22 protein-coding genes and 1 tRNA gene are annotated in these 24,010 nt (G+C 69.2%); 13 read left to right on the top strand and 10 right to left on the bottom strand.

What is annotated here, in order from left to right:
• Window positions 1-73: 73 nt before the first annotated feature.
• A complete protein-coding gene (gene orn, locus DFJ65_RS13815) occupies window positions 74-676 on the bottom strand; it encodes an oligoribonuclease (RefSeq protein WP_115924332.1) in 603 nt (200 codons plus the stop codon).
• Between the two features lie 66 nt (window positions 677-742).
• Between orn and DFJ65_RS13810 the strand changes: the two genes are divergently transcribed.
• The 10 genes from DFJ65_RS13810 (at window position 743) to DFJ65_RS13765 (ending at window position 12,348) form a co-directional block, all read left to right on the top strand.
• Window positions 743-1,951, top strand: coding sequence for a PrsW family intramembrane metalloprotease (locus DFJ65_RS13810; protein ID WP_115923509.1), 1,209 nt, complete (start codon window positions 743-745; stop codon window positions 1,949-1,951).
• Window positions 1,952-1,990: 39 nt separating this feature from the next.
• Window positions 1,991-2,064, top strand: a tRNA-Arg gene (locus DFJ65_RS13805).
• 233 nt (window positions 2,065-2,297) lie between these two features.
• Window positions 2,298-3,164, top strand: a complete 867-nt coding sequence (efeU, locus tag DFJ65_RS13800; RefSeq protein ID WP_115923508.1) for an iron uptake transporter permease EfeU — start codon at window positions 2,298-2,300, stop codon at window positions 3,162-3,164.
• Window positions 3,161-4,318: an iron uptake system protein EfeO gene (efeO, locus tag DFJ65_RS13795; RefSeq protein WP_115923507.1), complete on the top strand. Its 1,158-nt coding sequence runs from the start codon at window positions 3,161-3,163 to the stop codon at window positions 4,316-4,318. Before efeU ends, efeO begins: the two co-directional genes overlap by 4 nt.
• A gap of 86 nt (window positions 4,319-4,404) precedes the next feature.
• Window positions 4,405-5,640 (top strand): iron uptake transporter deferrochelatase/peroxidase subunit, encoded by a 1,236-nt coding sequence (gene efeB / locus DFJ65_RS13790; RefSeq protein ID WP_115924331.1) that lies wholly within the window; start codon window positions 4,405-4,407, stop codon window positions 5,638-5,640.
• 16 nt (window positions 5,641-5,656) lie between these two features.
• On the top strand, window positions 5,657-7,369 hold the full coding sequence (locus DFJ65_RS13785) for a dynamin family protein (protein WP_115923506.1): 1,713 nt from the start codon (window positions 5,657-5,659) through the stop codon (window positions 7,367-7,369).
• Window positions 7,366-9,018 carry a GTPase family protein gene (locus DFJ65_RS13780; RefSeq protein ID WP_115923505.1) on the top strand — a complete coding sequence of 551 codons (1,653 nt, stop codon included), beginning with the start codon at window positions 7,366-7,368 and terminating at the stop codon, window positions 9,016-9,018. Before DFJ65_RS13785 ends, DFJ65_RS13780 begins: the two co-directional genes overlap by 4 nt.
• Before the next feature lie 148 nt (window positions 9,019-9,166).
• Complete coding sequence (locus DFJ65_RS13775) at window positions 9,167-9,628, top strand: single-stranded DNA-binding protein (protein WP_115923504.1); 462 nt, start codon at window positions 9,167-9,169, stop codon at window positions 9,626-9,628.
• A gap of 89 nt (window positions 9,629-9,717) precedes the next feature.
• Window positions 9,718-11,400, top strand: a complete 1,683-nt coding sequence (gene ettA, locus DFJ65_RS13770) for an energy-dependent translational throttle protein EttA (protein ID WP_115923503.1) — start codon at window positions 9,718-9,720, stop codon at window positions 11,398-11,400.
• 81 nt (window positions 11,401-11,481) lie between these two features.
• Window positions 11,482-12,348: a DUF402 domain-containing protein gene (locus DFJ65_RS13765; protein ID WP_115923502.1), complete on the top strand. Its 867-nt coding sequence runs from the start codon at window positions 11,482-11,484 to the stop codon at window positions 12,346-12,348.
• Between the two features lie 144 nt (window positions 12,349-12,492).
• Here DFJ65_RS13765 and DFJ65_RS13760 read toward each other — a convergent pair whose 3' ends face one another.
• The 4 genes from DFJ65_RS13760 to DFJ65_RS13745 form a co-directional block, all read right to left on the bottom strand.
• The gene (locus DFJ65_RS13760; RefSeq protein ID WP_115923501.1) at window positions 12,493-13,026 is read right to left on the bottom strand and encodes a GNAT family N-acetyltransferase; all 534 of its coding nucleotides are present in this window, start codon (window positions 13,024-13,026) and stop codon (window positions 12,493-12,495) included.
• 53 nt (window positions 13,027-13,079) lie between these two features.
• Window positions 13,080-13,718: an NAD(P)H-binding protein gene (locus DFJ65_RS13755; protein WP_115923500.1), complete on the bottom strand. Its 639-nt coding sequence runs from the start codon at window positions 13,716-13,718 to the stop codon at window positions 13,080-13,082.
• Between the two features lie 79 nt (window positions 13,719-13,797).
• Window positions 13,798-14,385 carry a GNAT family N-acetyltransferase gene (locus DFJ65_RS13750; RefSeq protein WP_115923499.1) on the bottom strand — a complete coding sequence of 196 codons (588 nt, stop codon included), beginning with the start codon at window positions 14,383-14,385 and terminating at the stop codon, window positions 13,798-13,800.
• Between the two features lie 75 nt (window positions 14,386-14,460).
• Complete coding sequence (locus tag DFJ65_RS13745; protein ID WP_245950281.1) at window positions 14,461-15,429, bottom strand: acyl-CoA thioesterase; 969 nt, start codon at window positions 15,427-15,429, stop codon at window positions 14,461-14,463.
• A gap of 62 nt (window positions 15,430-15,491) precedes the next feature.
• On the opposite strand from DFJ65_RS13745, the gene DFJ65_RS13740 reads away from it, so the two are divergent.
• On the top strand, window positions 15,492-15,938 hold the full coding sequence (locus DFJ65_RS13740) for an acyl-CoA thioesterase (protein ID WP_115923498.1): 447 nt from the start codon (window positions 15,492-15,494) through the stop codon (window positions 15,936-15,938).
• Window positions 15,935-16,552 carry a DUF8185 domain-containing protein gene (locus tag DFJ65_RS13735; RefSeq protein WP_115923497.1) on the top strand — a complete coding sequence of 206 codons (618 nt, stop codon included), beginning with the start codon at window positions 15,935-15,937 and terminating at the stop codon, window positions 16,550-16,552. The genes DFJ65_RS13740 and DFJ65_RS13735 overlap by 4 nt, the downstream gene beginning before the upstream one ends.
• Before the next feature lie 64 nt (window positions 16,553-16,616).
• Here DFJ65_RS13735 and DFJ65_RS13730 read toward each other — a convergent pair whose 3' ends face one another.
• The 5 genes from DFJ65_RS13730 to DFJ65_RS13710 all read right to left on the bottom strand — a co-directional run bounded on the left by DFJ65_RS13730 (window position 16,617) and on the right by DFJ65_RS13710 (window position 21,519).
• On the bottom strand, window positions 16,617-18,335 hold the full coding sequence (locus DFJ65_RS13730) for a glycoside hydrolase family 13 protein (RefSeq protein WP_245950278.1): 1,719 nt from the start codon (window positions 18,333-18,335) through the stop codon (window positions 16,617-16,619).
• Window positions 18,336-18,410: 75 nt separating this feature from the next.
• The gene (locus tag DFJ65_RS13725; protein WP_115923496.1) at window positions 18,411-19,466 is read right to left on the bottom strand and encodes a hypothetical protein; all 1,056 of its coding nucleotides are present in this window, start codon (window positions 19,464-19,466) and stop codon (window positions 18,411-18,413) included.
• Entirely contained in the window at window positions 19,463-19,972 is a 510-nt protein-coding gene (locus DFJ65_RS13720) for a SigE family RNA polymerase sigma factor (protein ID WP_115923495.1), read from the bottom strand. The genes DFJ65_RS13725 and DFJ65_RS13720 overlap by 4 nt, the downstream gene beginning before the upstream one ends.
• A gap of 58 nt (window positions 19,973-20,030) precedes the next feature.
• Window positions 20,031-20,444 (bottom strand): globin, encoded by a 414-nt coding sequence (locus tag DFJ65_RS13715; RefSeq protein ID WP_281269880.1) that lies wholly within the window; start codon window positions 20,442-20,444, stop codon window positions 20,031-20,033.
• A gap of 160 nt (window positions 20,445-20,604) precedes the next feature.
• Window positions 20,605-21,519 carry a mechanosensitive ion channel family protein gene (locus DFJ65_RS13710; protein WP_115923494.1) on the bottom strand — a complete coding sequence of 305 codons (915 nt, stop codon included), beginning with the start codon at window positions 21,517-21,519 and terminating at the stop codon, window positions 20,605-20,607.
• A gap of 68 nt (window positions 21,520-21,587) precedes the next feature.
• Between DFJ65_RS13710 and malQ the strand changes: the two genes are divergently transcribed.
• Complete coding sequence (malQ, locus tag DFJ65_RS13705) at window positions 21,588-23,951, top strand: 4-alpha-glucanotransferase (protein ID WP_115923493.1); 2,364 nt, start codon at window positions 21,588-21,590, stop codon at window positions 23,949-23,951.
• Window positions 23,952-24,010 lie beyond the last annotated feature (59 nt).

The following is a 24,010-nucleotide window of genomic DNA, read 5'->3' as shown; positions in this document are numbered from 1 at the left end:
AGTGCTCATGACCACCCCGGCGGCAGGCGCCGTGTCCGGCGTCCGCGCACGGTCAGCACGCGGTCGGTGCACGTCAGTCCGAGACGACGTGCTTGTCAGCGATGGCCTTGGCCGCCTTGGAGTCGGGGCCGGGCTGCGGCACGAAGACGGCCTCGCGGTAGTAGCGCAGTTCGGCGATCGACTCGGTGATGTCGGCGAGGGCGCGGTGGCCGCCACCCTTCTTCGGAGCGTTGAAGTAGACCCGCGGGTACCAGCGGCGCGACAGTTCCTTGATCGAGGAGACGTCGATGATGCGGTAGTGCAGGTGCTCGATGAGCTGCGGCATGTCACGGGCGAGGAACGCGCGGTCGGTGCCCACCGAGTTGCCGCCGAGCGGCCACTTGCCGGCCTCCGGCGCGTGCTGGCGCACGTACTTCAGCACCTTGGCTTCGGCGTCGGCCATCGTGAGGCCGCCGTCCAGCTCCTCCAGCAGCCCGCTGGTGGTGTGCATCTCGCGCACGAAGTCGTTCATCTGCTCCAGAGCGGCCGGCTCGGGCTTGATGAGCACATCGATGCCGTCGTCGACCTGGTTCAGATCGAAGTCGGTGATCAGCACCGCCACCTCGATGAGTGCGTCGTTGTCCAGGTCGAGCCCGGTCATCTCGCAGTCGATCCAAACGATGCGGTCGTTGTTCATCTTGACGTCAGCCACGTCGTTCACCCTAGAGCCGTCGAGCCGCGGACGTCGGTAGGGTCGGCGTTCATGGGGATCCAGCCGAACAGCGTCCGCACGCTCTCGCGCGCTGAGCTCGCCCGGGTGACCGGGCAGCGGTCCCTGCTGCGCCGCTCGATCGGGTGGGCGGTCGGCCTCGTGTTCTTCGGCCTGTGCCTCGCGGTCGTTCTCGCCAGCGTGCAGGCCCAGTCGGGTGCCACCGCGACCGTGCTGGGCATCGCGGCATCGGTGGTGGTGCTCGGCATCGTGGTGCCGGTCTTCCTCTGGCTCGACCGGTTCGAACCCGAACCCAAGGGCATGTTGTTGTTCGCCTTCTTGTGGGGCGCGTGCGTCGCCACGCTCGGAGCGGCCCTGCTCAACGAGGTCGGCGGCTACCTGCTCGGCGCCACCGGCGAGTCGGATCCGTTGGTGGCGATCCTCGTCGCGCCGCCGGTCGAGGAAAGCCTCAAGGGCTTCGCGCTGCTCCTGCTCCTGGTCTTCCGGCGTCGCGAGATCGACGGCGTGCTCGACGGGATGGTCTACGCCGGACTGTGCGCGGCCGGGTTCGCGTTCGTCGAGGACATCGTCTACCTCGCCAACGGGTACGCCGACTCCGGTGAGCAGGGACTGGTCGGCACCTTCGTGGTGCGCGTGTTGATGAGCCCCTTTGCGCACCCCATGTTCACGATCTGTACGGGGATCGGCATCGGTATCGCAGCCACCTCACCGGGATTCTTGATGCGGGTCGTGCCGCCCCTGGTCGGGCTCGCCTGCGCGATCGTGCTGCACGCGGGGTGGAACGCGTTGGCGATCCTGTCCGAGCAGGGCTGGCTGGTGGCGTACGTGTTGCTGCAGGTGCCGCTGTTCTGTGCATTCGTCGCGCTCCTGCTCGTCGCTCGCCGACGTGAGTCGGCCAAGATCGGTGAGCAGTTGTCGGCGTACGTCGACACCGCCTGGCTGTCACCGCCGGAGGTGCGGATGCTCGCCTCGATGGGGGAGCGCCGGTATGCCCGGGCATGGGCGAAGGCGCACGGTGGCAGTCAGTTGCGCCGACAGATGGTGCAGTTCCAAGACGTCGCAGGCGAACTGGCGATGTTGCGTGCACGGATGACGCGCGGCGACGTCGGCCACGACTCGCGGGCCCGCGAGCAACTGCTGCTCGAAGCGCTGTGGGTGCTGCGTCGGCCCTTCCTCGGCACCGCGCTCTACCGCGGCGTCGAGTGGGCGCCGATCGGTCGCCGTACGCCGGGCCTGGGCTGATCGCGCGCCGTCGACCCGCGGCTAGACTGGCCCGTCGTTGCCCCCTTAGCTCAGCTGGATAGAGCAAGGGCCTTCTAATCCCTAGGTCGCAGGTTCGAGTCCTGCAGGGGGCGCTCTGACCTGCATGTTTGTCCGAAAGCGGGGAGGCTCGGAAGGGCCATCACCCATTTACGTCCCCACTTTGGTTTGACAGCTCCCGAGGTGAGGGGGACGGGCGTACGTCTTGGGGGCGCTCAGGCGCGCGCCGTCCGCTCCCTGGCCCCGGATTGGACGCCGCGGTAAGGCTGCACTAACCTCCACTCGACTTAGGCAATCCTTGCCTGAGTGCGAGCTGTGGAGGTGCTCCGTGCTGAGCAACTACCTGATCGGGCTGCGCGAGGGCCTCGAGGCGACCCTCGTGGTCGTCATCCTCGTGGCCTACCTGGTGAAGTCCGACCGCCGTCACTTGTTGCCCCGCATCTGGGCCGGCGTCGCAGCCGCGGTGCTGGTCTCGCTGGCCTTCGGCGCCGCGCTCACCTTCGGCCCGCGCGGGCTGACCTTCGAGGCACAGGAGGCCATCGGTGGCACCCTGTCGATCGTCGCTGTCGGCTTCGTCACCTGGATGATCTTCTGGATGGCGCGCTCGGCCCGAGGCCTGTCGGCCGAACTCAAGGGTGCGGTCGACCGGGCCGCCGACGCCTCCCGCTACTCGATGGTCGTCGTCGCGATGCTCGCCGTCGGCCGCGAGGGCCTGGAGACCGCGTTGTTCATCTGGGCGGCCACCCAGGCTGCCGCCACCGAGAACGGTTCCACCACAGCGCCGCTCACCGGCGCGCTGCTCGGTCTGCTCACGGCCGTCGCCCTCGGCTACCTGATGTACAAGGGCACGCTGAAACTCAACCTGTCGAAGTTCTTCATGTGGACCGGCGCCTTCCTGATCCTGGTGGCCGGCGGGGTGCTCTCCTACGGCATCCACGACCTGCAGGAAGCCGGCATCCTGCCCGGTCTGCACGCGGTCGCCTTCGATGTCAGCGGCACGATCCGTCCGACCTCGTTCATCGGCACCCTGCTCAAGGGCACCTTCAACTTCTCGCCGGTGACCACCTGGTTCGAGGCGATCGCCTGGGTCGCCTACGTGGTGCCCGTCATGACCATCTTCTTGCTCAAGGTGACCGGCGGCGGCAAGAACGCCGCCCCGTCGGCGCCGTCCACCTCCTTGAAAGTCGCCGCATGAACCGTCGCCTCAGCCTGCTGCTCGCCGGCCCCGTCATCGCCGGCACGACCCTCGTGGGGTGCACCAGCAACAGCCCCTCCGGTGCCGGCAACGGCGAACTCACGGTCACCTCGACCGCGACCGAATGCCAGGTGTCGGCGAACAGCGCGCCGTCGGGCACCGTCGTGTTCAAGGTGAAGAACACCGGCAACGAGGTGACCGAGTTCTACCTGCTCGCCAGTGACGGGCTGCGCATCGTCGGCGAGATCGAGAACATCACCCCGCAGTTGACCCGCGACCTCGTCGTGCAGGTGCCGCCGGGCAAGTACTACACCTCCTGCAAGCCGGGCATGGTCGGCAACGGCGTCCAGGCGGCGTTCACCGTGACCGACTCGGGCAAGAAGTTGGAGGCGACCGGTGACGACAAGGCGCTGATCACCACCGCCACCGGCCTTTACGCCAGCTACGTCAAGGACCAGACCGACAAGCTGCTGTCGGGCACCGAGTCGTTCGTGAAGGCCTACAAGGCAGGCGATTTCGACAAGGCGCGCGCGCTCTACGCACCAACCCGGATCTACTGGGAGCGCATCGAGACCGTCGCCGAGAGCTTCGGCGACCTCGACCCGAGCATGGACGCACGGGAGGCCGACCTCGAGCCCGGGCAGAAGTGGACCGGCTGGCACAAGATCGAGAAGGACCTCTGGCCGCCGAAGACCGGCTACACCGCGCTCACCGCCGCCGAACGCAACTCCGTCGCCGACCAGTTGCTCAAGGACACCCGCACGCTCCACTCGCGCACCCGCACCCAGACCTACACCGTCGACGGGATGGGCAACGGCTCGAAGGGGCTGCTCGACGAGGTCGCGACCGGCAAGGTCACCGGCGAGGAGGAGACCTGGTCGCACACCGACCTGTGGGATTTCCAGGGCAATGTCGACGGGGCGAAGGTCGCGTTCGAGAACCTGCGGCCGATCCTCACCAAGAAGGATCCAGCCCTCGAGACCTCGGTCGCGACCAAGTTCACGGCCCTGCAGAAGGTGCTCGACAAGCACCGCAAGGGCGACGGCTTCAAGCTGTACACCGAGCTGAGCAAGACCGAGATCAAGGAGCTCTCCGACGCCGTCAACGCACTCTCCGAGCCGCTGTCGAAGGTGACCGCGGCGGTGCTCAAGTGACGTCCGAATCGGACGGTGTGACAACCGAATCCGGCGAAGAGGCCGGACCCCGGGACGCCCGTCGCAGCGGCACCAGTCGGCGCCGGATGCTCGGCCTCACCGGTGCGGGCGCAGCACTGGGTGTGGCCGGGTTCGCCGGTGGGTTCGCGACCCGTGCGGCGACGGCCGACGACACGACACCGCCGGCGAAGTACCCGTTCTTCGGCGCCCACCAGGCCGGCATCGCAACGCCCGCCCAGGACCGCCTGCACTTCGCCGCGTTCGACGTCACGACCACCGACCGGCAGGAGTTGGTGACTCTTCTGCGGGCGTGGTCGATGGCTGCCGCCAGGATGACCGCAGGTGAGTCGGCGAGCGCCGAGGAGACGTCGTACGACGCCCCGCCGGCCGACACCGGTGAGGCCGACGGGCTGCCGGCGTCGGGCCTGACGATCACCATCGGGTTCGGTCCCGGGCTGTTCCGGGACGCGTCCGGCAAGGACCGCTTCGGCATCGCCGCGCGCGCGCCCAAGGCGCTGCGCACCCTGCCGCACTTCCCGGGTGACAACCTCGACGCCGCGCGGTCCGGGGGAGACCTGTGCATCCAGGCCTGTGCCGACGACCCGCAGGTGGCGGTGCATGCGGTGCGCAACCTCGCCCGCATCGGCTTCGGCACGGTCGCCTTGCGCTGGAGCCAACTCGGCTTCGGGCGCACCTCGTCGACCTCGACCAGTCAGGCGACCCCGCGCAATCTGTTCGGTTTCAAGGACGGCACCGCCAACCTGAAAGCCGAAGACCCCGACCTGCTCGACAAGCACGTGTGGGTGGCGCGTGGCGACGACTCGGGCGCCGAATGGCTCGCCGGGGGCAGCTACCTGGTGGCGCGCCGGATCAACATGCAGATCGAGACGTGGGACCGCACCTCGCTGCGCGAGCAGGAGACCAATATCGGTCGCGACCGGGCGAACGGCGCCCCGCTGTCGGGTGGCACCGAGTTCAGTGCGGTCGACTTCGCGATGAAGGGTCGTGGCGGCACGCCGATCATCGACCCTCGCTCCCACGTGCGGCTGGCCCACCCGAGCACCAACGGTGGGGTGCAGATGCTGCGCCGCGGCTACAACTTCACCGACGGATCGAATGCGCTGGGTCGGATCGACGCGGGCTTGTTCTTCATCGCGTTCGTGCGCAACCCCGACACGCACTACATCCCGATGCAGACCCGACTGGCCAGCCAGGATCGGCTCCAGGAATACCTGCAGCACACCGGTTCCGGGCTCTTCGCGGTGCCGCCCGGAGCCGACGAAGGATCCTACGTCGGTGCGTCATTGTTCGAGGGGCGCTGACCTTAGACTCCTACCCGTGAGTCCTGCCCCCGACGCCTCCCGCCTGCCGACCGCGCTCGACGGTCTGCGAGTTGCTGTCGAAGGCACCCGTTTTCCGTTGGAGACGCCCAACGCCGCGGCCGCCCGCAGTGGCCGGGGCGAGCTGCTGAATCAGCTGCGTGACTACATCATTCCGCGCGCCAACTCCCTCGATGCGCCGCTGCTGGCTGTCGTCGGAGGCTCGACCGGTGCCGGGAAGTCGACCCTGGTCAACTCGATCGTGGGGGAGACGGTCACCACCCCGGGCGTGCTGCGTCCGACGACGCGTGCCTCGACGTTGATCCACAACCCGGCCGACGAACGCTGGTTCACCGGCCACCGCATCCTGCCCGAGCTGGCCCGGTTGACCGGCGAGTCGGCCGGTGCGCACGACCCGAACACCTTGCGTCTGGTCAGCAGCGCGTCCGTGCCCGCGGGGCTCGCGCTGCTCGACGCGCCCGACATCGACTCGGTCGTGTCGGCCAACCGCGACCTCGCGCGGCAGTTGCTGAGCGCCGCCGACCTCTGGATCTTCGTCACCACCGCCACGCGCTACGCCGACGCCGTGCCCTGGGAACTGCTGCAGCAGGCGATCAAGCGCGGCACCTCAGTGGCCGTCGTGCTCGACCGGGTGCCGATGGACGTCATGGAGGAGGTGCGCGCCGACCTCGCCGAAATGCTTGCGCGGCAGGGCCTTGGCCAATCACCGGTGTTCGCGGTGGCCGAGTCGAAGCTGTCGAAGAGCGGAATGCTGCCGGTGAGCGAGGTGACCCGCATCCGCGGCTGGTTGGGCTCGCTGGCGGCCGACGCGCTGGCCCGCAGCATCGTCATCCGCCGCACCCTCGACGGTGCGCTCGACTCCCTCGACTCCCGGGCCCGTGTGCTCACCGAGGCCGTGCGCGAACAACAGACCATCGCCCACGAACTGCAGGAGGCGCCGCGCACCGCCTACACGGCGGCGCACCAGGCCGTGCAGGAAGGCATGCAGGACGGCTCCCTCCTGCGCGGCGAGGTGCTGGCCCGCTGGCAGGAGTTCGTCGGCACCGGCGAACTGCTGCGGCAGCTCGAAGCGGGTGTCGGTCGGATGCGCGATCGTGTCGTGTCGGCGCTACGCGGACGCGGCCGGGCCGAGCCCGCCGAGAACCTCGGCGAGGCGCTGCACACCGGCGTCGCGGCCCTGCTCGTGTCGCACGCGGAGACCGCCGCGATCACGTCGGCGCGCGCCTGGCGGGCGACGCCCGGTGGTGCGCGGCTCGTCGAGCAACATCGCGAACTGGCAACGGCCTCACCCGATTTCGGCGCGCGGGTCGAGCGTGCCGTGCGTGACTGGCAGAGTGACGTCATGGAGTTGGTGCGTCAGGAGGCAGGTTCGCGCCGCACCACTGCCCGCTTCCTCGCCTTCGGCGTCAACGGCATCGCCGTGATGCTCATGCTCATCACCTTCTCGGCGACCGCCGGCATCACCGGCGCCGAGGTCGGTATCGCCGGTGGCTCGGCGGTGCTCGCCCAGCGCCTGCTCGAAGCGATCTTCGGTGATCAGGCGGTGCGCACGCTGAGCGTGAAGGCCCGCAAGATGTTGATGGAACGCGCCGACGCGCTGTTCTCGGCCGAGCAGGAGCGGTACACCCAGGTGCTCGCCGAGGTCGTCGGTGACACCTCGGTGCCCGACCGGCTCACCCCGGCGCTCGCGGCAGTGAAGGCGGCGCGATGAGTCCCGATCTGTTCAAGCGCAAGGCGTCGAAGGCCGGCGCCGTGAGCAACGAGGCACTGCAGGAGCGCGGCAAGGCACTGGCCGAGGCGATCGAGCAGGGCGGCGACCGGCTGCCCGCGGCCAACGTGGCCGTCGCTCGTGACCTCGACCGCAAGGTCGCCGAGCGCAGCGACATCGCCGGCGGGCGCACCGTGGTCGCGCTCGCCGGTGCCACCGGAAGCGGCAAGTCCAGCCTGTTCAATGCCCTTGTGGGAGAGCCGGTTTCCCGCATCGGTGCGCGACGTCCCACCACCTCGAAGGCGGCTGCTGCGGTGTGGGGCGAGGAGGCGTCCGGCCCGTTGCTCGACTGGGTGGGCGTCGGTGCTCGGCATCAGGTGCCGCTCGTGGCCCGCAGCACCGAACAGCTCGACGGGCTGGTGCTGCTCGACCTGCCCGACTTCGACTCCAATGTGTCGGCGCACCGCACCGAGGCCGACCGGGTGCTCAAACTGTCCGACGTCTTCATCTGGGTGACCGACCCGCAGAAGTACGCCGACGCGGTGCTGCACGACGACTACATCCGCACGATGGCGCAGCACGCCGCGGTGACCATCGTCGTGCTCAACCAGATCGACCGGCTCTCCCGCGAGGACGCGCGCGCCTGCGTGGCCGACCTTGAGCAGTTGTTGCAGCGTGACGGGCTGACCGGGGTGCGCGTGTTGCCGACATCGGCCGCGCGCGGCATCGGCCTCGACGCGCTGCGCGCCGAACTGGCCGGTGTGGTGTCGCATCGCAATGCCGCGAACCAGCGGCTGGCCGCCGATCTGCGCACGCAGGCGTTGGAGTTGCGCCGACACGTCGGCGACACCGAACCCGACCTCGGCAAACGGGCCGGCGCCGAACTCACTGACGCGTTGGCGAAGGCCGCCGCGGTTCCGGTCGTCGGCCACGCGGTCGAGCGTGACTACCGCATGCGCGCCGGGATGCACGGTGGTTGGCCGTTCACCCGGTGGGCCAACAAGTTGCGTCCGGCGCCGCTGTCGCGGCTGGGCCTCGACAAGGTGGCCTCGCAGCTGACCCGTTCGGAGGGGCAGCGGGCGCTCGGACGTTCGTCGTTGCCCCCGGCCTCGCCGGCGGCGCTCGCGGCGGTCGATCTCGCCACCCGGCGGCTGGGTGAGCAGGCCGCCGAGGGGCTTCCGCAGCCGTGGGCCGACGCCGTCTACGACGCGGCCACCCCGCACGACGACGACCTGCGCGACAGCCTCGACCAGGCCGTACTCGGCACCCCGCTGCGGGACAAGGACCCGTTCTGGTGGCCGCTGTTCTCGGCGCTGCAGTGGCTGTTCGCCGCGATCGCGCTGGTTGGCCTCGGGTGGCTGTTGGTGCTCGCCGGCCTGGGCTTCGCGCAGATCCACGTCGACGTGCCGAACTGGGGTTGGATCCCGATCCCGTTGCTGCTGTTGGTCGGTGGGTTGCTGCTCGGCTTGTTGCTCGCCTTGCTGTCACGCGTGCTTGCCGCCCGCGGTGGCCGCCGGCGCAGGGAAGCGGCCGAACGGCGGTTGCGCGACGCGGTCGAGCAGGTCGGACGCGACAAGCTGGTCGCCCCGGTGCGTGAGGTGCTCGGTCAGCACCGCGCGACCCGCGAGGCGCTCGAGCGCGCCGCCCGCTGATAGGTCGTCCCGGTTTCCCCAGCCCACCTGCAGACCCGCCGTCGTCCACAACCGGACGGCGGCGGGTTTCGCGTATTCGCCGACCGGCGCACCCTCTGGTCAGGCCACCGTCCCGGTGGCCGGGACGCATTCAACAGGAGGCAGCAACATGGGCAGCTCGATCATCACGATCACCGGCAACGTCACCGCCGACCCGCAGGTGCACGAGTTCGACACCGGCACCCGCAAGTCGAAGTTCTCGGTGGCCTGCACCCCCTCGGTGCGCGACCGCAACACCGGTGAATACCGCGACGGCACCACCACCTTCTACGACGTGGAGTGCTGGAACCGGCTCGCGCACAACGCCACCGTGTCGCTGCACAAGGGCGACCCGGTCGTCGTGACCGGCCGGCTCAGCGTCGAGACCTGGCAGGGTCAGGACGGTGGGCGGCGTCAGAGCGTCATTATCACCGCCAGCGCCGTCGGGCACGACCTGGCCCGCGGCACCGCGCTGTTCGAGCGACAGCAACAGGCGCCGGTGCAGTCGGCACCCGACGACGGTGCCGACTTCTCGGGCCCGAGCCCGGCGTCCGGTGGTGTGGTGGCCGAGGACGAGGAGCCCGCCGCCTGAGCCTGCTGTCTGGGCCCGCTGTCTGGGCCCCGGGGCGGGCGGGGCCGCCGATTGGGAGAGGGGCACCGCCCACCGATAGCCTGGCGCGCATGGCTGAGTTCATCTACACCATGACCAAGGCGCGCAAGGCCGTCGGCGACAAGGTCATCCTCGACGACGTGAGCATGTCGTTCTTCCCCGGCGCCAAGATCGGCGTCGTCGGGCCGAACGGCGCCGGAAAGTCGACGATCCTCAAGATCATGGCCGGGATCGACCAGCCGTCCAACGGTGAAGCCCGCCTGTCCCCGGGTTACAGCGTCGGCATCCTGTTGCAGGAGCCGCCGCTGAACGAGGAGAAGGACGTCAGGGGCAACGTCGAGGAGGGCATGGGTCAGATCAAGCGCGACCTCGACCGCTTCAACGAGATCTCCGAGGAGATGGCGCAGCCCGACGCTGACTTCGACGCTCTCATGGAGGAGATGGGCAAGCTCCAGGAGAAGATCGACAACGCCGATGCGTGGGACCTCGACTCCCAGATCGAGCAGGCGATGGACGCGCTGCGCTGCCCCCCGGGAGACGCCGACGTCACCGTGCTCTCCGGCGGTGAGCGCCGCCGCGTGGCCCTGTGCAAGCTGCTGCTCAGCAAGCCCGACCTGCTGCTGCTCGACGAACCGACCAACCACCTCGACGCCGAGTCGGTCACCTGGCTCGAGCAGCACCTCGAGAGCTACCACGGCGCCGTCCTGGCCGTCACCCACGACCGGTACTTCCTCGACAACGTCGCCCAGTGGATCTGTGAGGTCGACCGCGGACGCCTGTACCCCTACGAGGGCAACTACTCCACCTACCTGGAGAAGAAGCAGGAACGTCTGCAGGTGCAGGGCAAGAAGGACGCCAAGCTCGCCAAGCGCCTGAAGAACGAGCTCGAGTGGGTGCGTTCGAACGCCAAGGCCCGCCAGACCAAGAGCAAGGCCCGTCTGGCCCGTTACGAGGAAATGGCGGCCGAGGCCGACCGCACCCGCAAGCTCGACTTCGAGGAGATCCAGATCCCGCCGGGCCCGCGTCTGGGTTCGCAGGTGATCGAGGTCAAGAACCTCAAGAAGGGCTTCGGCGACCGCACGCTCATCGACGACCTGTCGTTCACGTTGCCGCGCAACGGCATCGTCGGTGTCATCGGCCCGAACGGTGTCGGCAAGACCACGCTGTTCAAGACCATCGTCGGCCTCGAGGAGCCCGACAGCGGTGAGGTCAAGATCGGTGACACGGTCAAGATCTCCTACGTCGACCAGACCCGTGGCGGCATCGACTCGGAGAAGACACTGTGGGAGGTCGTCTCCGACGGGCTCGACCACATCCAGGTCGGTCAGGTCGAGATCCCGTCCCGCGCCTACGTCTCGCAGTTCGGCTTCAAGGGGCCCGACCAGCAGAAGAAGGCCGGCGTGCTCTCCGGTGGTGAGCGCAACCGCCTCAACCTGGCGCTGACCCTCAAGCAGGGCGGCAACCTGCTGCTGCTCGACGAGCCGACCAACGACCTCGACGTCGAAACCCTCGGTTCGCTGGAGAACGCACTGCTCGACTTCCCGGGCTGCGCTGTGGTCATCAGCCACGACCGGTGGTTCCTCGACCGCGTCGCGACGCACATCCTCGCCTACGAAGGCGACGACGAGAACCCCGCCAAGTGGTACTGGTTCGAGGGCAACTTCGCCGCCTACGAGGAGAACAAGGTGGAGCGGCTCGGTCCCGACGCCGCGCGTCCGCACCGCGTCACCTACCGCAAACTCACCCGCGACTGATCGACGTCGCAGCGCCAGACGCCCCGCAACCGGTTCGCCGGTGGCGGGGCGTTCCCGTTCGCATGACATAGGTTCGGCCACATGCGACTTCCGATCGGTGCCAGCGACGTCACTCCCAGCGGGGGCACCGTGACCCTCATCGGACGCCGAGCGGAGGGCTGGCAGCAGGTCGGTCCGCGGATGTCACTCGAGGAGGCGCTCGCGGTCATCGGTTCGCACCGGCCGAGCGACCTACCCGGCGCCACACCGCGGGAAGCCGGCAACGCGCCGTACCTCGAGCCCGGCGCAGAGATCACTTGGCACTACCAACGCAGCATCGACACCGCTCGGGTCGTGCGCGACGACGAACGTGGGCTGGTCGCGTGGATCCCTTCCGGCTCCGCCCGGCTCGGTGCCACGCCGGCGACCGGCGGTCATGTGCGCGACGTCGAGTTGGCCGAGCGGTTCCGCACGCCCTGGGTGATGCAGGAATCGACGTGGCACGGATCGGGCGTGCTGCGGGTAGCCCCGACGAGGCGTCCGTGGTCGGTGTGGTTCTTCCGCGACAGCAACGGGGACTACTCCGGCACGTATGTCAATCTCGAACTGCCGCACCGGCGTCCGGGGGAGGGCGACCCGATGCCGTTGCGCACCCACACCTGCGACCTCGTGCTCGACGTGTGGATGGATGCGGAGCCCGCGGGTGACGAGGACGTCTGGTTGAAGGATGCGGACGAGCTCGACGCCGCGGTCGAACAGCTCCGGTACACCGGCCGGCAACGCGACGCGGTGCGCGCCCTGGCCGACCACGCCTGCCGCGAACTGTTCCGCGACTGGGCGTGGCCGATGGACGAGGGCTGGCAGCAGTGGCAGCCGACCCCCGAGCTGGATACACCGATTACGTTGCCCGACAACGAGATTGTCGCCTGGGCGGGGGCTCGGCACGGTGTCGACAGCCTCGACGGCTGACCTACTCCAAGCCGTCGAAGTTGGACGGATCGCGAGTGGGTCGTCGAAGCCGATCCGTGATTGCGGCCACGCCCTCGAGATCGAGGTGATGAAATTCGGTCAAGCGTCGTGGAGCCGCTCCAACACGGCTGCAAGATTGATGGTTCACCCGAGCCCGTCGAATGACGGTGGGTAGACCACTCGCCCGCGCAAGGTCACGTCGTCCGGGTTGTAGGTCGACAGCAGCGCCACCTGCGCCGCTGCGCGCGGCGCCCAGTCGGGCAGTGGCAACGACAGCCCATGGTCGCCGGCGAACTCGAAGCCGCGCGCGCCGTAGTAGTCGGGGCTGCCTTCGAGCACCACGAGAGGTTCGCCCGCCCGGTCGGCCGCCGCCAGCGCATGCTCTATCAGCGCCGTGCCCGCGCCCGAGCGTTGACGATCAGGTGCGACCGCCAGCGGAGAGAGCATCACGATCTCCCGCTCCCCGCCCTCGCCGCGCACCATGCAGCCGTCGATCATCACGTGGCCGACGACCTCGCCGCTATCGGCGGCGACGAACGACAGTTCGGGGCGGTACTCGTCCGACGCACGGATGCGCTCGACGAGGTCGGCCTCGGTGTCGCTGCCGAACGCCGCCGCGACCACTCGTCGGACGGCGGGAAAGTCGCTCGCGCGCTCCGGCCGGATCTCCAAGCCCATCTCGGGATCGTCTCGGCTGCGCGCGGCTTCAGCAAGCCGTTTCAGCGGGCTGTTCAGCCGAGCGCGTCCGCGACCGGGGTGTCGCCGTCGTTGAACGGCAGATCGGCACCGATGGTCGACGGGTGGTCGACGGCCGCGACGATCACCTGTGCCACCGCCTCGCGGGACGCCGAACGACCCTCCGTGGGGTTGAGGTCGATGCCGCGGGCCGGTTCCAAAGTCAGTGAGCTCGGCATGACGATGGTCCAGTCAAGTCCACTGGATCGCAGGTGGGTGTCTGCAGCGGCCTTCGCCTCCGCGTAGGCGAAGAACGAGTTGTCTTCCGGCACACCGTGGTCGGGCTTGGCGCCGAGGTAGGACACCATCACGTAACGCTTGATGCCGGCGGCCTTCGCCGCGTCCATCGAACGGATCGCGGCATCGCGGTCGACGGCGTAGGTGCGGTCGGGCTTGCCGCCACCGGCACCGGCCGACCAGACGACGACGTCGTGGTCGCCCAGCAACTGCGTGAGCGCCTCGGTGTCCATCGTCTCGACGTCGGCCACCACCGGGGTCGCACCGGTTGCCTCGATGTCAGCGCGGTGGTCGGGGTTTCGGATGATCGCGCTCACCGAGTGTCCGGCGTCGACCAGGAGCGGTTCGGCGAGCAAAGCGACCTTGCCGTGTCCGCCGATCAGAGCGATGCGTGCCATGAGGTTCCTTCCGTTGCGGGAATGTCCTTCCTTTGGTCCAACGCACGTGCGCGGGAGAAATTCCGTCAGCTCAGCGCCCTCAGCGGTGACGCAGTCGGTGCTCGAGGCCCGCCCGCACCGACGGCCATTCGTGCGCCATCACCGAGTAGACGACCGTGTCCCGCAGCGCACCGTTCGACTCCAGTCGGTCGGCCCGCAGCACACCGTCGAGCCGCGCGCCGAGACGCTCGATCGCCGAGCGTGACTGCTGATTCGACCAACTCGTCTCGTAGCGCACGGCCTTGCAGCCGAGCGCCTCGAAGGCATGCGTCATGAGCAGCAGCTTCGACTCGGGGTTGGTGCCGGTGCCGTGGGTCGACTCGCGGTTCCAGGTGTAGCCGATCGAGACCCGAGGCACGTCGGCGCGAATGTCGTAGAACGACGTCATGCCGAGCACCACGTCGTCCGACTGGCGAATCGCGGTGAACGGCAGCATGTTTCCCTGCGCCTGCAAGTCGAGGCGTTGCTCGATGGCCGTCTCGACCCCCTCGATGGTGGGAGCCGAGGTGTACCAGCGGTCCCACATCCGACCGTCCTGGGTGGCCTCGACCAGCCCGTCGTGGTGCTCGCGTGAGAGCGGTTCGAGACGCACGAGACGACCGATCAGCGTGGGTGTGGTGAGGTCCATGCCGGCAAGTCTGGCAACCGAGAGTTTGCGTGGTCGAGCCTGTTCGGCGCGTGTCGCGCAAACTTTCGGTGGGCGTCAGTCGAGGTCCTTGACCCGGATCATGCCTTCCTGGGCGACGGTGCAGATCAGGGTGCCGTCGAGGCTGAACATCTTGCCGATGCCCAGGCCGCGTCCACCGGACGCGGACGGCGACTCCTGCTGGTAGAGCAGCCACTCGTCGACGCGCCCGGGCCGGTGGAACCACATCGAGTGATCGAGGCTCGCCGGACGCAGCCGGCGGTCCGCCCACACCAGACCGTGCCGCCGCAGGTTCGACTCCAGGATCGTGTAGTCGGAGGAGTAGGCCATGACCGCCGCGTGAATCAACGGATCGTCCGGCAACGCACCGGCGGTCTTCATCCACACGTTCTGGCTGGCGTTGTGCTGTCGACCGGGACGGAAGAATAGTGCGCCTTCAACCGTCCGGACGTCGACGGCGCGGCTGCGCCAGTGGTCGGCGACCGGGTGGTCGATGCCCTCGAGTTCCTCGGCGGTGGTGCGCACGCGGTCGGGGTCGGGGACGGCGGGCATCTGCGCCTGGTGTTCGAGCCCGGGAGCCGGCACCTGGAAGGAGAGCGTCGCCGACAGGAGCGTCTTGCCCTCCTGCATCGCGTAGACCCGGCGCACCGAGAAGGAGTTGCCGTCGCGCAGGTTCTCGACCGCGAAGTTGATCGGTTGGAACGAGTCGCCGGGACGGATGAAATAGGCGTGCAGGGAGTGGACATCGCGTTCGCCCAACTCGGGGTTGCCGCGCACGGACAGCCCGGCCGCCATCAGCGACTGCGCGAGCACCTGCCCGCCGAACGCCCGCTTCTGCGGCGTCTCCTGGCTGCGCCCGACGAACATCTCGAGTTCGTGGGTGTGCTCGGAGTCGGGGTCCATGGCCGCATCGAGCGGTCCGAACCGGGTCTTGCCCTGCGGCTCGAGGTTGAGCACATCGAGGAGGTCGACGACCGGGTCGCGATCTGCGTCGGCGGTGGACGCGGTGGGGTCCTGGGAGTTCACCCGGCAGACTCTATCGATCGGCCCCGCGTCACGTCCCGAGCCGCGGACGGGATGATGGACACATGCCGAAACGCCCGTATTACCTCGATGTGCCGCTGCGCTGGTCCGACATGGACGCCAATCGGCACGTGAACAACGTCCAGTTCCTGCGCCTGCTGGAGGAAGCCCGCGTGCTCGGCATGCGCGAGTGGTTCGGCGACCTCGGCCACGACAAGCAGCCGCTGCTGGTGGCCCGCAGCGAGATCGACTACCTGCAGCAGTTGCCCTACCGTGGCCCGCTGATCACGGTCGCGATGTGGTGTTCGCGCATCGCCGGTGCGTCGTTCGACCTGTCGTACGAGGTGCTGTCGTCCCGTGACGACGACGCCGTGGTCTATGCGCGCTCCGAAAGCACGCTCGTCACCTTCGACGTGGAAACCCAACGGCCGCAACGCATCACAGCCGAGACGCGGGCCGACCTGGAGCGCTACTTCGCCGACCCGGTGCCGATGAAGCGCCGCACCCGATGACCGAACTCCGACTCGAGGACGACCGCGCCGCCGCCGACTTCGCCACCTTCGTCGGTCGTGCGCTGCGGGTGAACCCCGACGGCGCACTGCGGCTGCAGGCGGCGGGGGAGGTGCTCGCCTGCTGGGTCGAGGTGTTGCCCGGACGCGGGTTGATGCACTCCGGTCTCGCGCTCGCGCTGCGCGTGCAGCGACTGGCCGCACCCGCCGCTCTCGACACCGCCGTCGCGCTCGTGGCCCTGCGTGACCGCATCGCGCGCGGCATCACCGACACGATTCCCGTTCCGCCGCAGGAGGTTTCGGCTCCGTGGCTGGCGATCAGTCCGCCGCGCTCAGGCTGGGAGCCCGCGGCAACGGTCACCGTCGAGCGGTTGCGGGAAGCGGCCCGGATGGGTGTGCTCGAGGTGGCCGACGGCACGCCGGACGGCGCCGGTGCGGCCGCCGTCGCGGCCCTGCGACAGCGGGTGTGGTCGCGGCCGGTCGACGAGGTGGTACCCGCCGGCGCCGCATTCGCTGCCGACGCCCTCGGGTTCCTGGTGGGTGAGGCGGCCCAGGTGCACCGTGTCGGCCCCTGGACCCGCCTCAGCACGCCGGCCGGCTACGTCCTCACCCGCTGAAACCTCGTCGGGCTGTTCGGGCCGTTCGCCGTCCGGCCGGTGTGCCGGACGGCGCGACGTCGCGTCAGACGGTGAACCAGACCGCGGTGTCGGTCGGCAGGGTGGTGTCGACGTCAGGCTCGCTGGCAACGAGAACCGTTGCGCCCGAGGGGATCTCGACCGGTTCGGCGCCGAAGTTGACGAGCACCTGGGTAGTGCCGGCGCGCGTCTCGACCCGCGCGGCGAGCACGTCGGCGCCCTCGTCGAGCACGCTGAGTGCGCCCTCGCCGAGGTCGCGCTCCTTGCGAATGCGCAACAGCTCGCGGTAGAGCTCCAGCGTCGAACCCGCCACGCCCTCTTGCTGGTCGACGGCGAGGTCGCCGTAGACGGTCGGCTGCGGCAGCCAGGCGTTGCCGGTGCGGTTGAACCCGAAGGCCGGCTCGTCCTTGCTCCACGGCAGCGGCACCCGGCACCCGTCGCGACCGAGTTCCTTGCCGTGTGTGCGGGCGAATGTCGGGTCCTGGCGGACGGCGTCGGGCATCGTCGTGTGGTCGGGCAGGCCGAGCTCCTCGCCCTGGTAGAGGTAAGCACCTCCGGGCAGCGCGAGCATCAGGGTCGTCGCGGCGCGGGCGCGGCGCAGACCCGCCACCGCGTCGGGCTGCGCGTCGTCGGCGCCGATTCCGTTCGGTCGCGGGGTGCCGATCGGCAGGCCGAGGCGGCTGGCGTGACGCACCACGTCGTGGTTGCTGAGCACCCAGGTGGTCGGCGCGCCGACCTTGTCGTTCGCGGCGTACGACGACGCGATGACCTCACGCAGATCCGTTGCCCGCCAGGGGGTTTGCAGGAAGTCGAAGTTGAAGGCCTGGTGGAACTCGTCGTCCCGCACGAAGAGCGCGGCGCGCTCCGGCGGGTCGACCCACGCCTCGGCGCACATCGCGCGGTCGTTCGCCGCGTCGCCCGTGGTGTTGTACGAGTCGAGGATCTTGCGCCAGCCGCGGTAGATCTCGTGCACACCGTCCTGATCCCACATCGGCGGGTGCTGCTTGTCGAGGTCGGTGAGGTCGAGCATGTTCATCGCGCCGGTCCAGTCGGGCAGGCCCGCCTCCTTGATGAGGCCGTGTGCGACGTCGACCCGGAAACCGTCGACCCCGAGGTCGAGCCAGAACCGCAGCACCGACTCGAACTCCGCGCGCACCGCCGGGTTCTCCCAGTTGAAGTCGGGCTGCTTCGGGTCGAACAGGTGCAGATACCACTGGCCCGGCGTGCCGTCGGCCTCGGTGACGCGGGTCCAGGCCGGGCCGCCGAAGACGCTCTGCCAGTTGTTCGGCGGCTGCGAACCGTCGTCACCCTTGCCCTCACGGAACATGTAGAGGTCGCGCTCGGGGGAGCCCGGCGCGGCGGCGAGGGCCGCCTTGAACCATTCGTGCTCGTCGGACGAGTGGTTCGGCACGAGGTCGACGATCACTCGGATGCCGAGCGAGTGAGCCTGGGAGACAAGGGTTTTCGCGTCATCGAGCGCGCCGAACAGCGGGTCGATGTCGCGGTAGTCGGCCACGTCGTAGCCGGCGTCGGCCTGAGGCGAGGTGTAGAAGGGCGACAGCCACACCGCGTCGACACCGAGGTTGCGCAGGTACGGAAGGTGCGCGGTGATGCCGGGCAGGTCACCGACGCCGTCACCCGACGCGTCCGCCCACGAACGCGGGTAGATCTGGTAGATCACCGCGCTGCGCCACCAGGCGGAGTCGGGGGATCCGCGGTGCAGGAGAGTGCCGTCGGCGGACAGGTCGAGTTCTGCGGAAGTCACGGTCGACAAGTCTCCGCCTTGCGGGCGGCCGGACACAAATCCGGCCGTCGACGAGAACCCCTGGTCACGCGTGGGTCACGGTGTGGTGGTGCTAGTGGGGGCGGCGGAGCCTGGCATGACCGCCACCTCCACGACCCAGTTCCCGCGGTTGTCCTTGGCGTCGACCACGACCGTGATCGGCACGCCGGCCTTCGCGTCGACCGTCTTCCCGAACACGATGGTCAACCCGGGCTTCCAGACCGGAGACCAACCGTCGGTGGCCGCTGCGGGAACGCCGGCAATTGTGTCGGCGCCGTCGACACGCGCACGGAACTGGCCCACCGAACCCGATGTCAGGTTCACGAACAAGCTGAGCTTTCCCGAGGTCTGCGGTGTGATCGTGACAGATGTCGTGCCCGCGGCGTTCCCGTGCCCGTTGGCCGTTATCACGTCGGCGGACGGCGTCGGCGGCGGTTGTTCTTCGACGTTGACCGTTGTGGTCGGGGTGGGAAAGGTGCCCCACTTCGCGGGCACGTAGATACCGACAGGTACCTTCGCGCGGATCTTGCCGTCCGCTGAGATCAGGCCGACCCGCGACGTGGAGAGCTCGAGCGATGAGACCACAGGGCCGAACGCAGGCTGCTGCAGTTCGGGCTCGTCCGCGGAGTAGCAGCCTGTGCGCCCGGCACCGTCCCCTGTCACCAGCATCGCCGTGTCGATCATTCCGGTGCCGGTCGTGAGCATGTCGTCGCACGAGAACACTGCGAAAGCTCCCGCACTCGTCCTGGCGCGAAGGTCGGTGATCATCGACGCCGTCGGCGCTTGCTCGTGGGGGTCTCCGGAATGTGTCGCTACCTCCTGCACTCCGATCAGTCTGTAGCCGCCGACGAACAACGGTAGGTGCGCGCCGGCCTTCTTCACCTGTTCGGCCGGGGTGAGCGTCTGCTCCGGCCACACGTGGTTCACACCGACGGCCGCGCCGACGGCGAGCACCCCGGCGGCGACAGCGGCCACCAAGCGGGTGCGCCCGCGTCGGCGGTCGGCCCGCACCCGGTCGCGTACGCCGGCGAGCATGGCTTCGCTGTTCGGCACGCGCACCTCGTCGACGTACGCGTCCATCGCGTCGCGCAGATCCTGAGTCGTGAGAGTCATCGGCGGCCTCCTTCGGACGTCGCGGCGAGGTGGGGACTGATCCGCAGCGCCGAGAGGGCGCGCGAGGTGTGCGACTTGACCGTGCCGACGGAGATGCCGAGGGTGCGGGCGGTCTGCTCCTCGGTGTAATCTTGGTAGTAGCGCAACACCACAACCGCTCGCTGCTGGCGGGGGAGACGGGCGAGCGCGTCGATCAGTCCGGCGCGGGTATCAAGCCGATCGCCGTCGTCGAGCGGCCGCTCGGGAAGCTCGTCGGTCGGCACCTCGCCGCGCCACTTCCGCCGCCACCCCGAGGCGAACTCGTTGACGAGTATCCGCCGGACGTACGCCTCCGGCTGGTCGGCCCGGTGCCAGTTCTGCCATGCCTTGGCGAGGGCGGTCTGTACGAGATCTTCGGCGGCGGCGTGATCGTGCGTGAGCAGCATCGCGGTGCGATGCAGCGAGCCGCCGCGGGCTCGCACGAACTCGGTGAAGCCGTCGGGTTCACCTCGGGTCGAAGCGATCATGTCTACGGGACGACCTGGGTGCCGCAGATGGTTGTCACGACCCGCGAAGGGGCTCGGTTCAGAGCTGCGTCAGGTCGGGACGCTGGTCGTCGCCCGGCGCGTTCACCATCGAGTACGCGGCGCGGGTCAGGTAGTCGCGCAGCAGGTCGTCCAGCGACTTCTCCAGGCCGATCGTGTCGACCGCGTTCATCATGTGCAGCAGCCAGCGGTCGCGCTGCGCGGGAGTCACGACGAACGGCATGTGCCGCATCCGCAGGCGCGGGTGGCCGCGCTCCTGGGAGTACGTGGTCGGGCCACCCCAGTACTGCTCCAGGAACATCCGCAGCCGACGCTCAGCAGGGCCGAGGTCTTCCTCGGGGTACATGGCGCGCAGATCGGGGTCGTCGGCCACGCCCAGGTAGAACTCGTGCACCAGCTTCTCGAAGGTGGCGGCACCGCCCATGAGCTCGTAGTACGTCGTCTGCTCGGTCACTCGGCCAGTCTCGCAAACCGTCCGTCCGGCGTCCGAACCGCCCACAAACGCTGCACCTCCCTCCGCAGACGCTGTTGCGTGCAGACGCTGCTGCTGCAACGGCAGCGGCTGCCGGGAAGCGCAGCGTTTGCGGGAGGGGAGTTGCGGGGGAGGGGTCGGGTCAGATGCCGGCGCCGGCCGAATACGGCGGGAGGGCCGGACCGCGGATGCCGGCCCCGTCGAGGGCGACCTTGGCGCGCTCACGCAGTTCGCGTGACAACGCGTACTGCTCGCCGGGTGCGGTCTTGGCGATGATCCGCAGCGTGACCACACCGCCCGCGACCGACTCGACACCGGCCACCTCGGGTTCGGCGAGCAGGACGTTCTTCCACGGCTCGTCGTCGTCGATGGCGGCGGTCACCGTGCGCAGCACGCCGAGCGCCCGCTCGACCGATTGGTCGTAGGCGATCGGGATGTCGATCAGGGCGACCGACCAGCCCTGCGACCTGTTGCCGATGCGGATGATCTCGCCGTTGCGCACGTACCAAACGACGCCGGACGCGTCCCGCAGCCGGGTGACCCGCAGGGTGACCTCCTCGACGGTGCCGATCGCCTCACCCGTGTCGATGACGTCGCCCACGCCGTACTGGTCCTCCATGATCATGAAGATTCCGGAGAGGAAGTCCTTCACCAGCGACTGCGCGCCGAAACCGAGGGCCACGCCACCGACGCCGGCCGAGGCCAACAACGGAGCCAGCGGCACCCCGAGTTCGGCCATGATCGTCAGCGCGGCGATGGTGAAGATGACCACGGTGGTGATCGAGCGCAGCAACGACCCCACGGTCGCGGCGCGCTGCTTGCGTCGTTCGTTGTCGAGGCCGGCCGCCTGGCGGATCACCCGCGTCGCGCGCCCGCCGGAGGAGTCGCGCTCGGCGGATCGCTGCTCCATCATCGTGGTGACCTTGCGGATCGCGCGATGCACCAGCCATCGCGCGAGCAATGCCACCACCACGATGCCGGCGATCATCAACGGCCGGCCGAGCAGCTTGTCCCAGACGGTTTCCGAGCCGGTGTCCGGCGCGAGCAACTCGAGCATGCGGGTCAGTCTCGCAGGGCAGCGGCCCACGCCTCGAAGACCCTTCGGAACGTGCGAAACTTGCGGCCATGTCCGACGCGCCTTCCAGCCCGCTCATCGATCTCGCCCGCGCCTACGGCGTGGCCACCGACTACTGGGACTGGAAGGGCAATCACGTGATGGTGTCGGCCGACACCATCAGCACCGTGCTCAGCGTGTTCGGGGTCGAGGCCGACGACGAGCAGTCGGCGCGGGCCGCTCTCGCAGCGCGCGAACTCGAGCCGTGGCGCCGGGTGCTGCCGCGCGCGGTGGTGCTGCGCGAGGGCTGGACGCCGTGGGTGGCGCTGCACGCGCCGCAGGGTGCTCCGGTGACGGCGAAGCTCGTGCTGGAGAACGGCCGCACCCGCGACGTCACCGTCGTCGACCGTTACGTCGAGCCCCGGGAGGTCGACGGCGACCTCGTGGCGGAGACCACGATCGAACTGCCCGGCGACCTGCCGCTGGGGTATCACGAGCTCGTCGTCACCGTGGGTGCGGTGGTCGAGGAGCCGGCGCAGGTCGCCGAAGCGGCCGACGCCTCCGACGCCTCCGGCGCGGACGACGCCTCCGACGCCTCCGGCGCGGACGACGCCTCCGACGCGGACGACTCCGGTGAGGAGAACGCCGCGCACGTTCCCGGCACCGTCTCGGCCCCCACCGAGAAGCCGGAAACCGTCGAATCACCCTCCACGGCAAGCGGATCCACGGTGGAGGCGGATGCTGCAGAGGTCGAACATCGCGCGCCGGTGATCGTCACCCCGGAGAAGCTGGCGTTACCGAAGGCCCTGCAGGACGACCGGGTGTGGGGTCTGATGACCCAGCTCTACACCGTGCGGTCGGAGCGCTCGTGGGGCATCGGCGACGCCGCCGACCTCGCCGAGCTCGGCACCTGGGGTGCTCGCCAGGGCGCCGACTTCGTGCTCATCAACCCGGTGCACGCGGCCGAGCCGGTCGCCACGATGGAGCCGTCGCCCTACCTGCCGACGTCGCGCCGGTTCGTCAACCCGATGTACATCCGGGTCGAGGAGGTGCCGGAGATCGGCTACCTGTCCGCGGCCGAACACCAGTTGGTGGAGTGGCACAGCGACGATGCCCGCCGGCTCAACAAGCTCGCCCAGCTCGACCGTGACGGTTCGTGGGAAGCGAAGCGGGCCGCGCTGCGGATGATCTTCCGCACCGAGCGCACCCACCGTCGCGCCCGCGACTTCGAGGAGTTCATGGCCCGCGAGGGGCAGGGCCTGATCGACTTCGCGACCTGGTCGGCGATCGTCGTCGACCGCGGATTGCCCTGGGAGACATGGCCGCAGGAGTTGCGTGACCCGCGCAGCGAAGCCGTCGCGAAGGAACGGGAGCGGCTCGCCGACGAGGTGGAGTTCCAGTGCTGGCTGCAGTGGATCGTGCAGTCGCAACTGGCCGACGCACAGCGTGAACTCCTCGCCGCGGGCATGGGCGTCGGTGTCGTGCACGACCTCGCGGTGGGTGTGCACCCCGGCGGTGCGGACGCGTGGGCCCTCGGTGACGTGCTCGCCCACCAGGTGAGCGTGGGCGCGCCGCCAGACGACTACAACCAGATGGGTCAGGACTGGAGCCAACCGCCGTGGCGGCCCGACCGTCTGGCCGAGCTCGGGTACGCGCCGTTCCGCGACATGCTGCGCACCGGGTTGCGGATGGCGGGCGGCCTGCGCGTCGACCACATCCTCGGGTTGTTCCGGCTGTGGTGGGTGCCCCGGGGGGAGTCTGCGAAGAACGGCACCTACGTGCGCTACGACCACGAGGCGATGGTCGGCATCCTCGCGCTCGAGGCGCACCGCGCCGGCGCGGTGATCATCGGCGAAGACCTCGGCACGGTCGAGGACTGGGTGCGCGACTACCTGCTCGAGCGCGGGCTGCTCGGCACCTCGATCCTGTGGTTCGAGCGCAAGGACGGCTCGGCGCCGCGGGCGCCGGAGACCTACCGGTCGCTGTGTCTGGCGAGCGTGACCACCCACGACCTGCCGCCGACCGCCGGCTACCTGCAGGGCGAACATATCGCGGTGCGGCACGAACTCGGTCTGCTGACCCGTCCGTTGGAGGAGGAGATCGCCGAGGACGACGCCCAACGGGAGGCCGTGCTCTCGGCGTTGCGTGAGCGCGGACTGCTCAAGGCGAACGCGGGCATCGAGGAACAGGTCGACGCGCTGCACAAGTACCTTGCGTGGGCTCCGAGCAAGATGCTCGGCGTCTCGGTCAACGACCTCGTCGGGGACGTGCGCACGATCAACCAGCCGGGCACCGACGAGGAATACCCCAACTGGCGGCTGCCGCTGGCCGACGGCAACCACAAGCTGGTGACCCTCGACGAGGTGATGATCAGCCGCCGGGCCAAGCGCCTCATCCGCTGCGTCAACCGCCGCGACGCCGGACCGGCCGTCTAGGTCTGCGCACGACGAAGCCCCCGCTCCGAACCGGAGCGGGGGCTTCGTCGTGAAGGGCG

The sequence above is a fragment of the Calidifontibacter indicus genome (assembly GCF_003386865.1).
In the GTDB taxonomy this organism is placed as follows: Bacteria; Actinomycetota; Actinomycetes; order Actinomycetales; family Dermatophilaceae; genus Yimella; species Yimella indica.
Note: the sequence above shows the minus strand (reverse complement) of the source record. Positions and strands in the feature narration are given on the sequence as shown.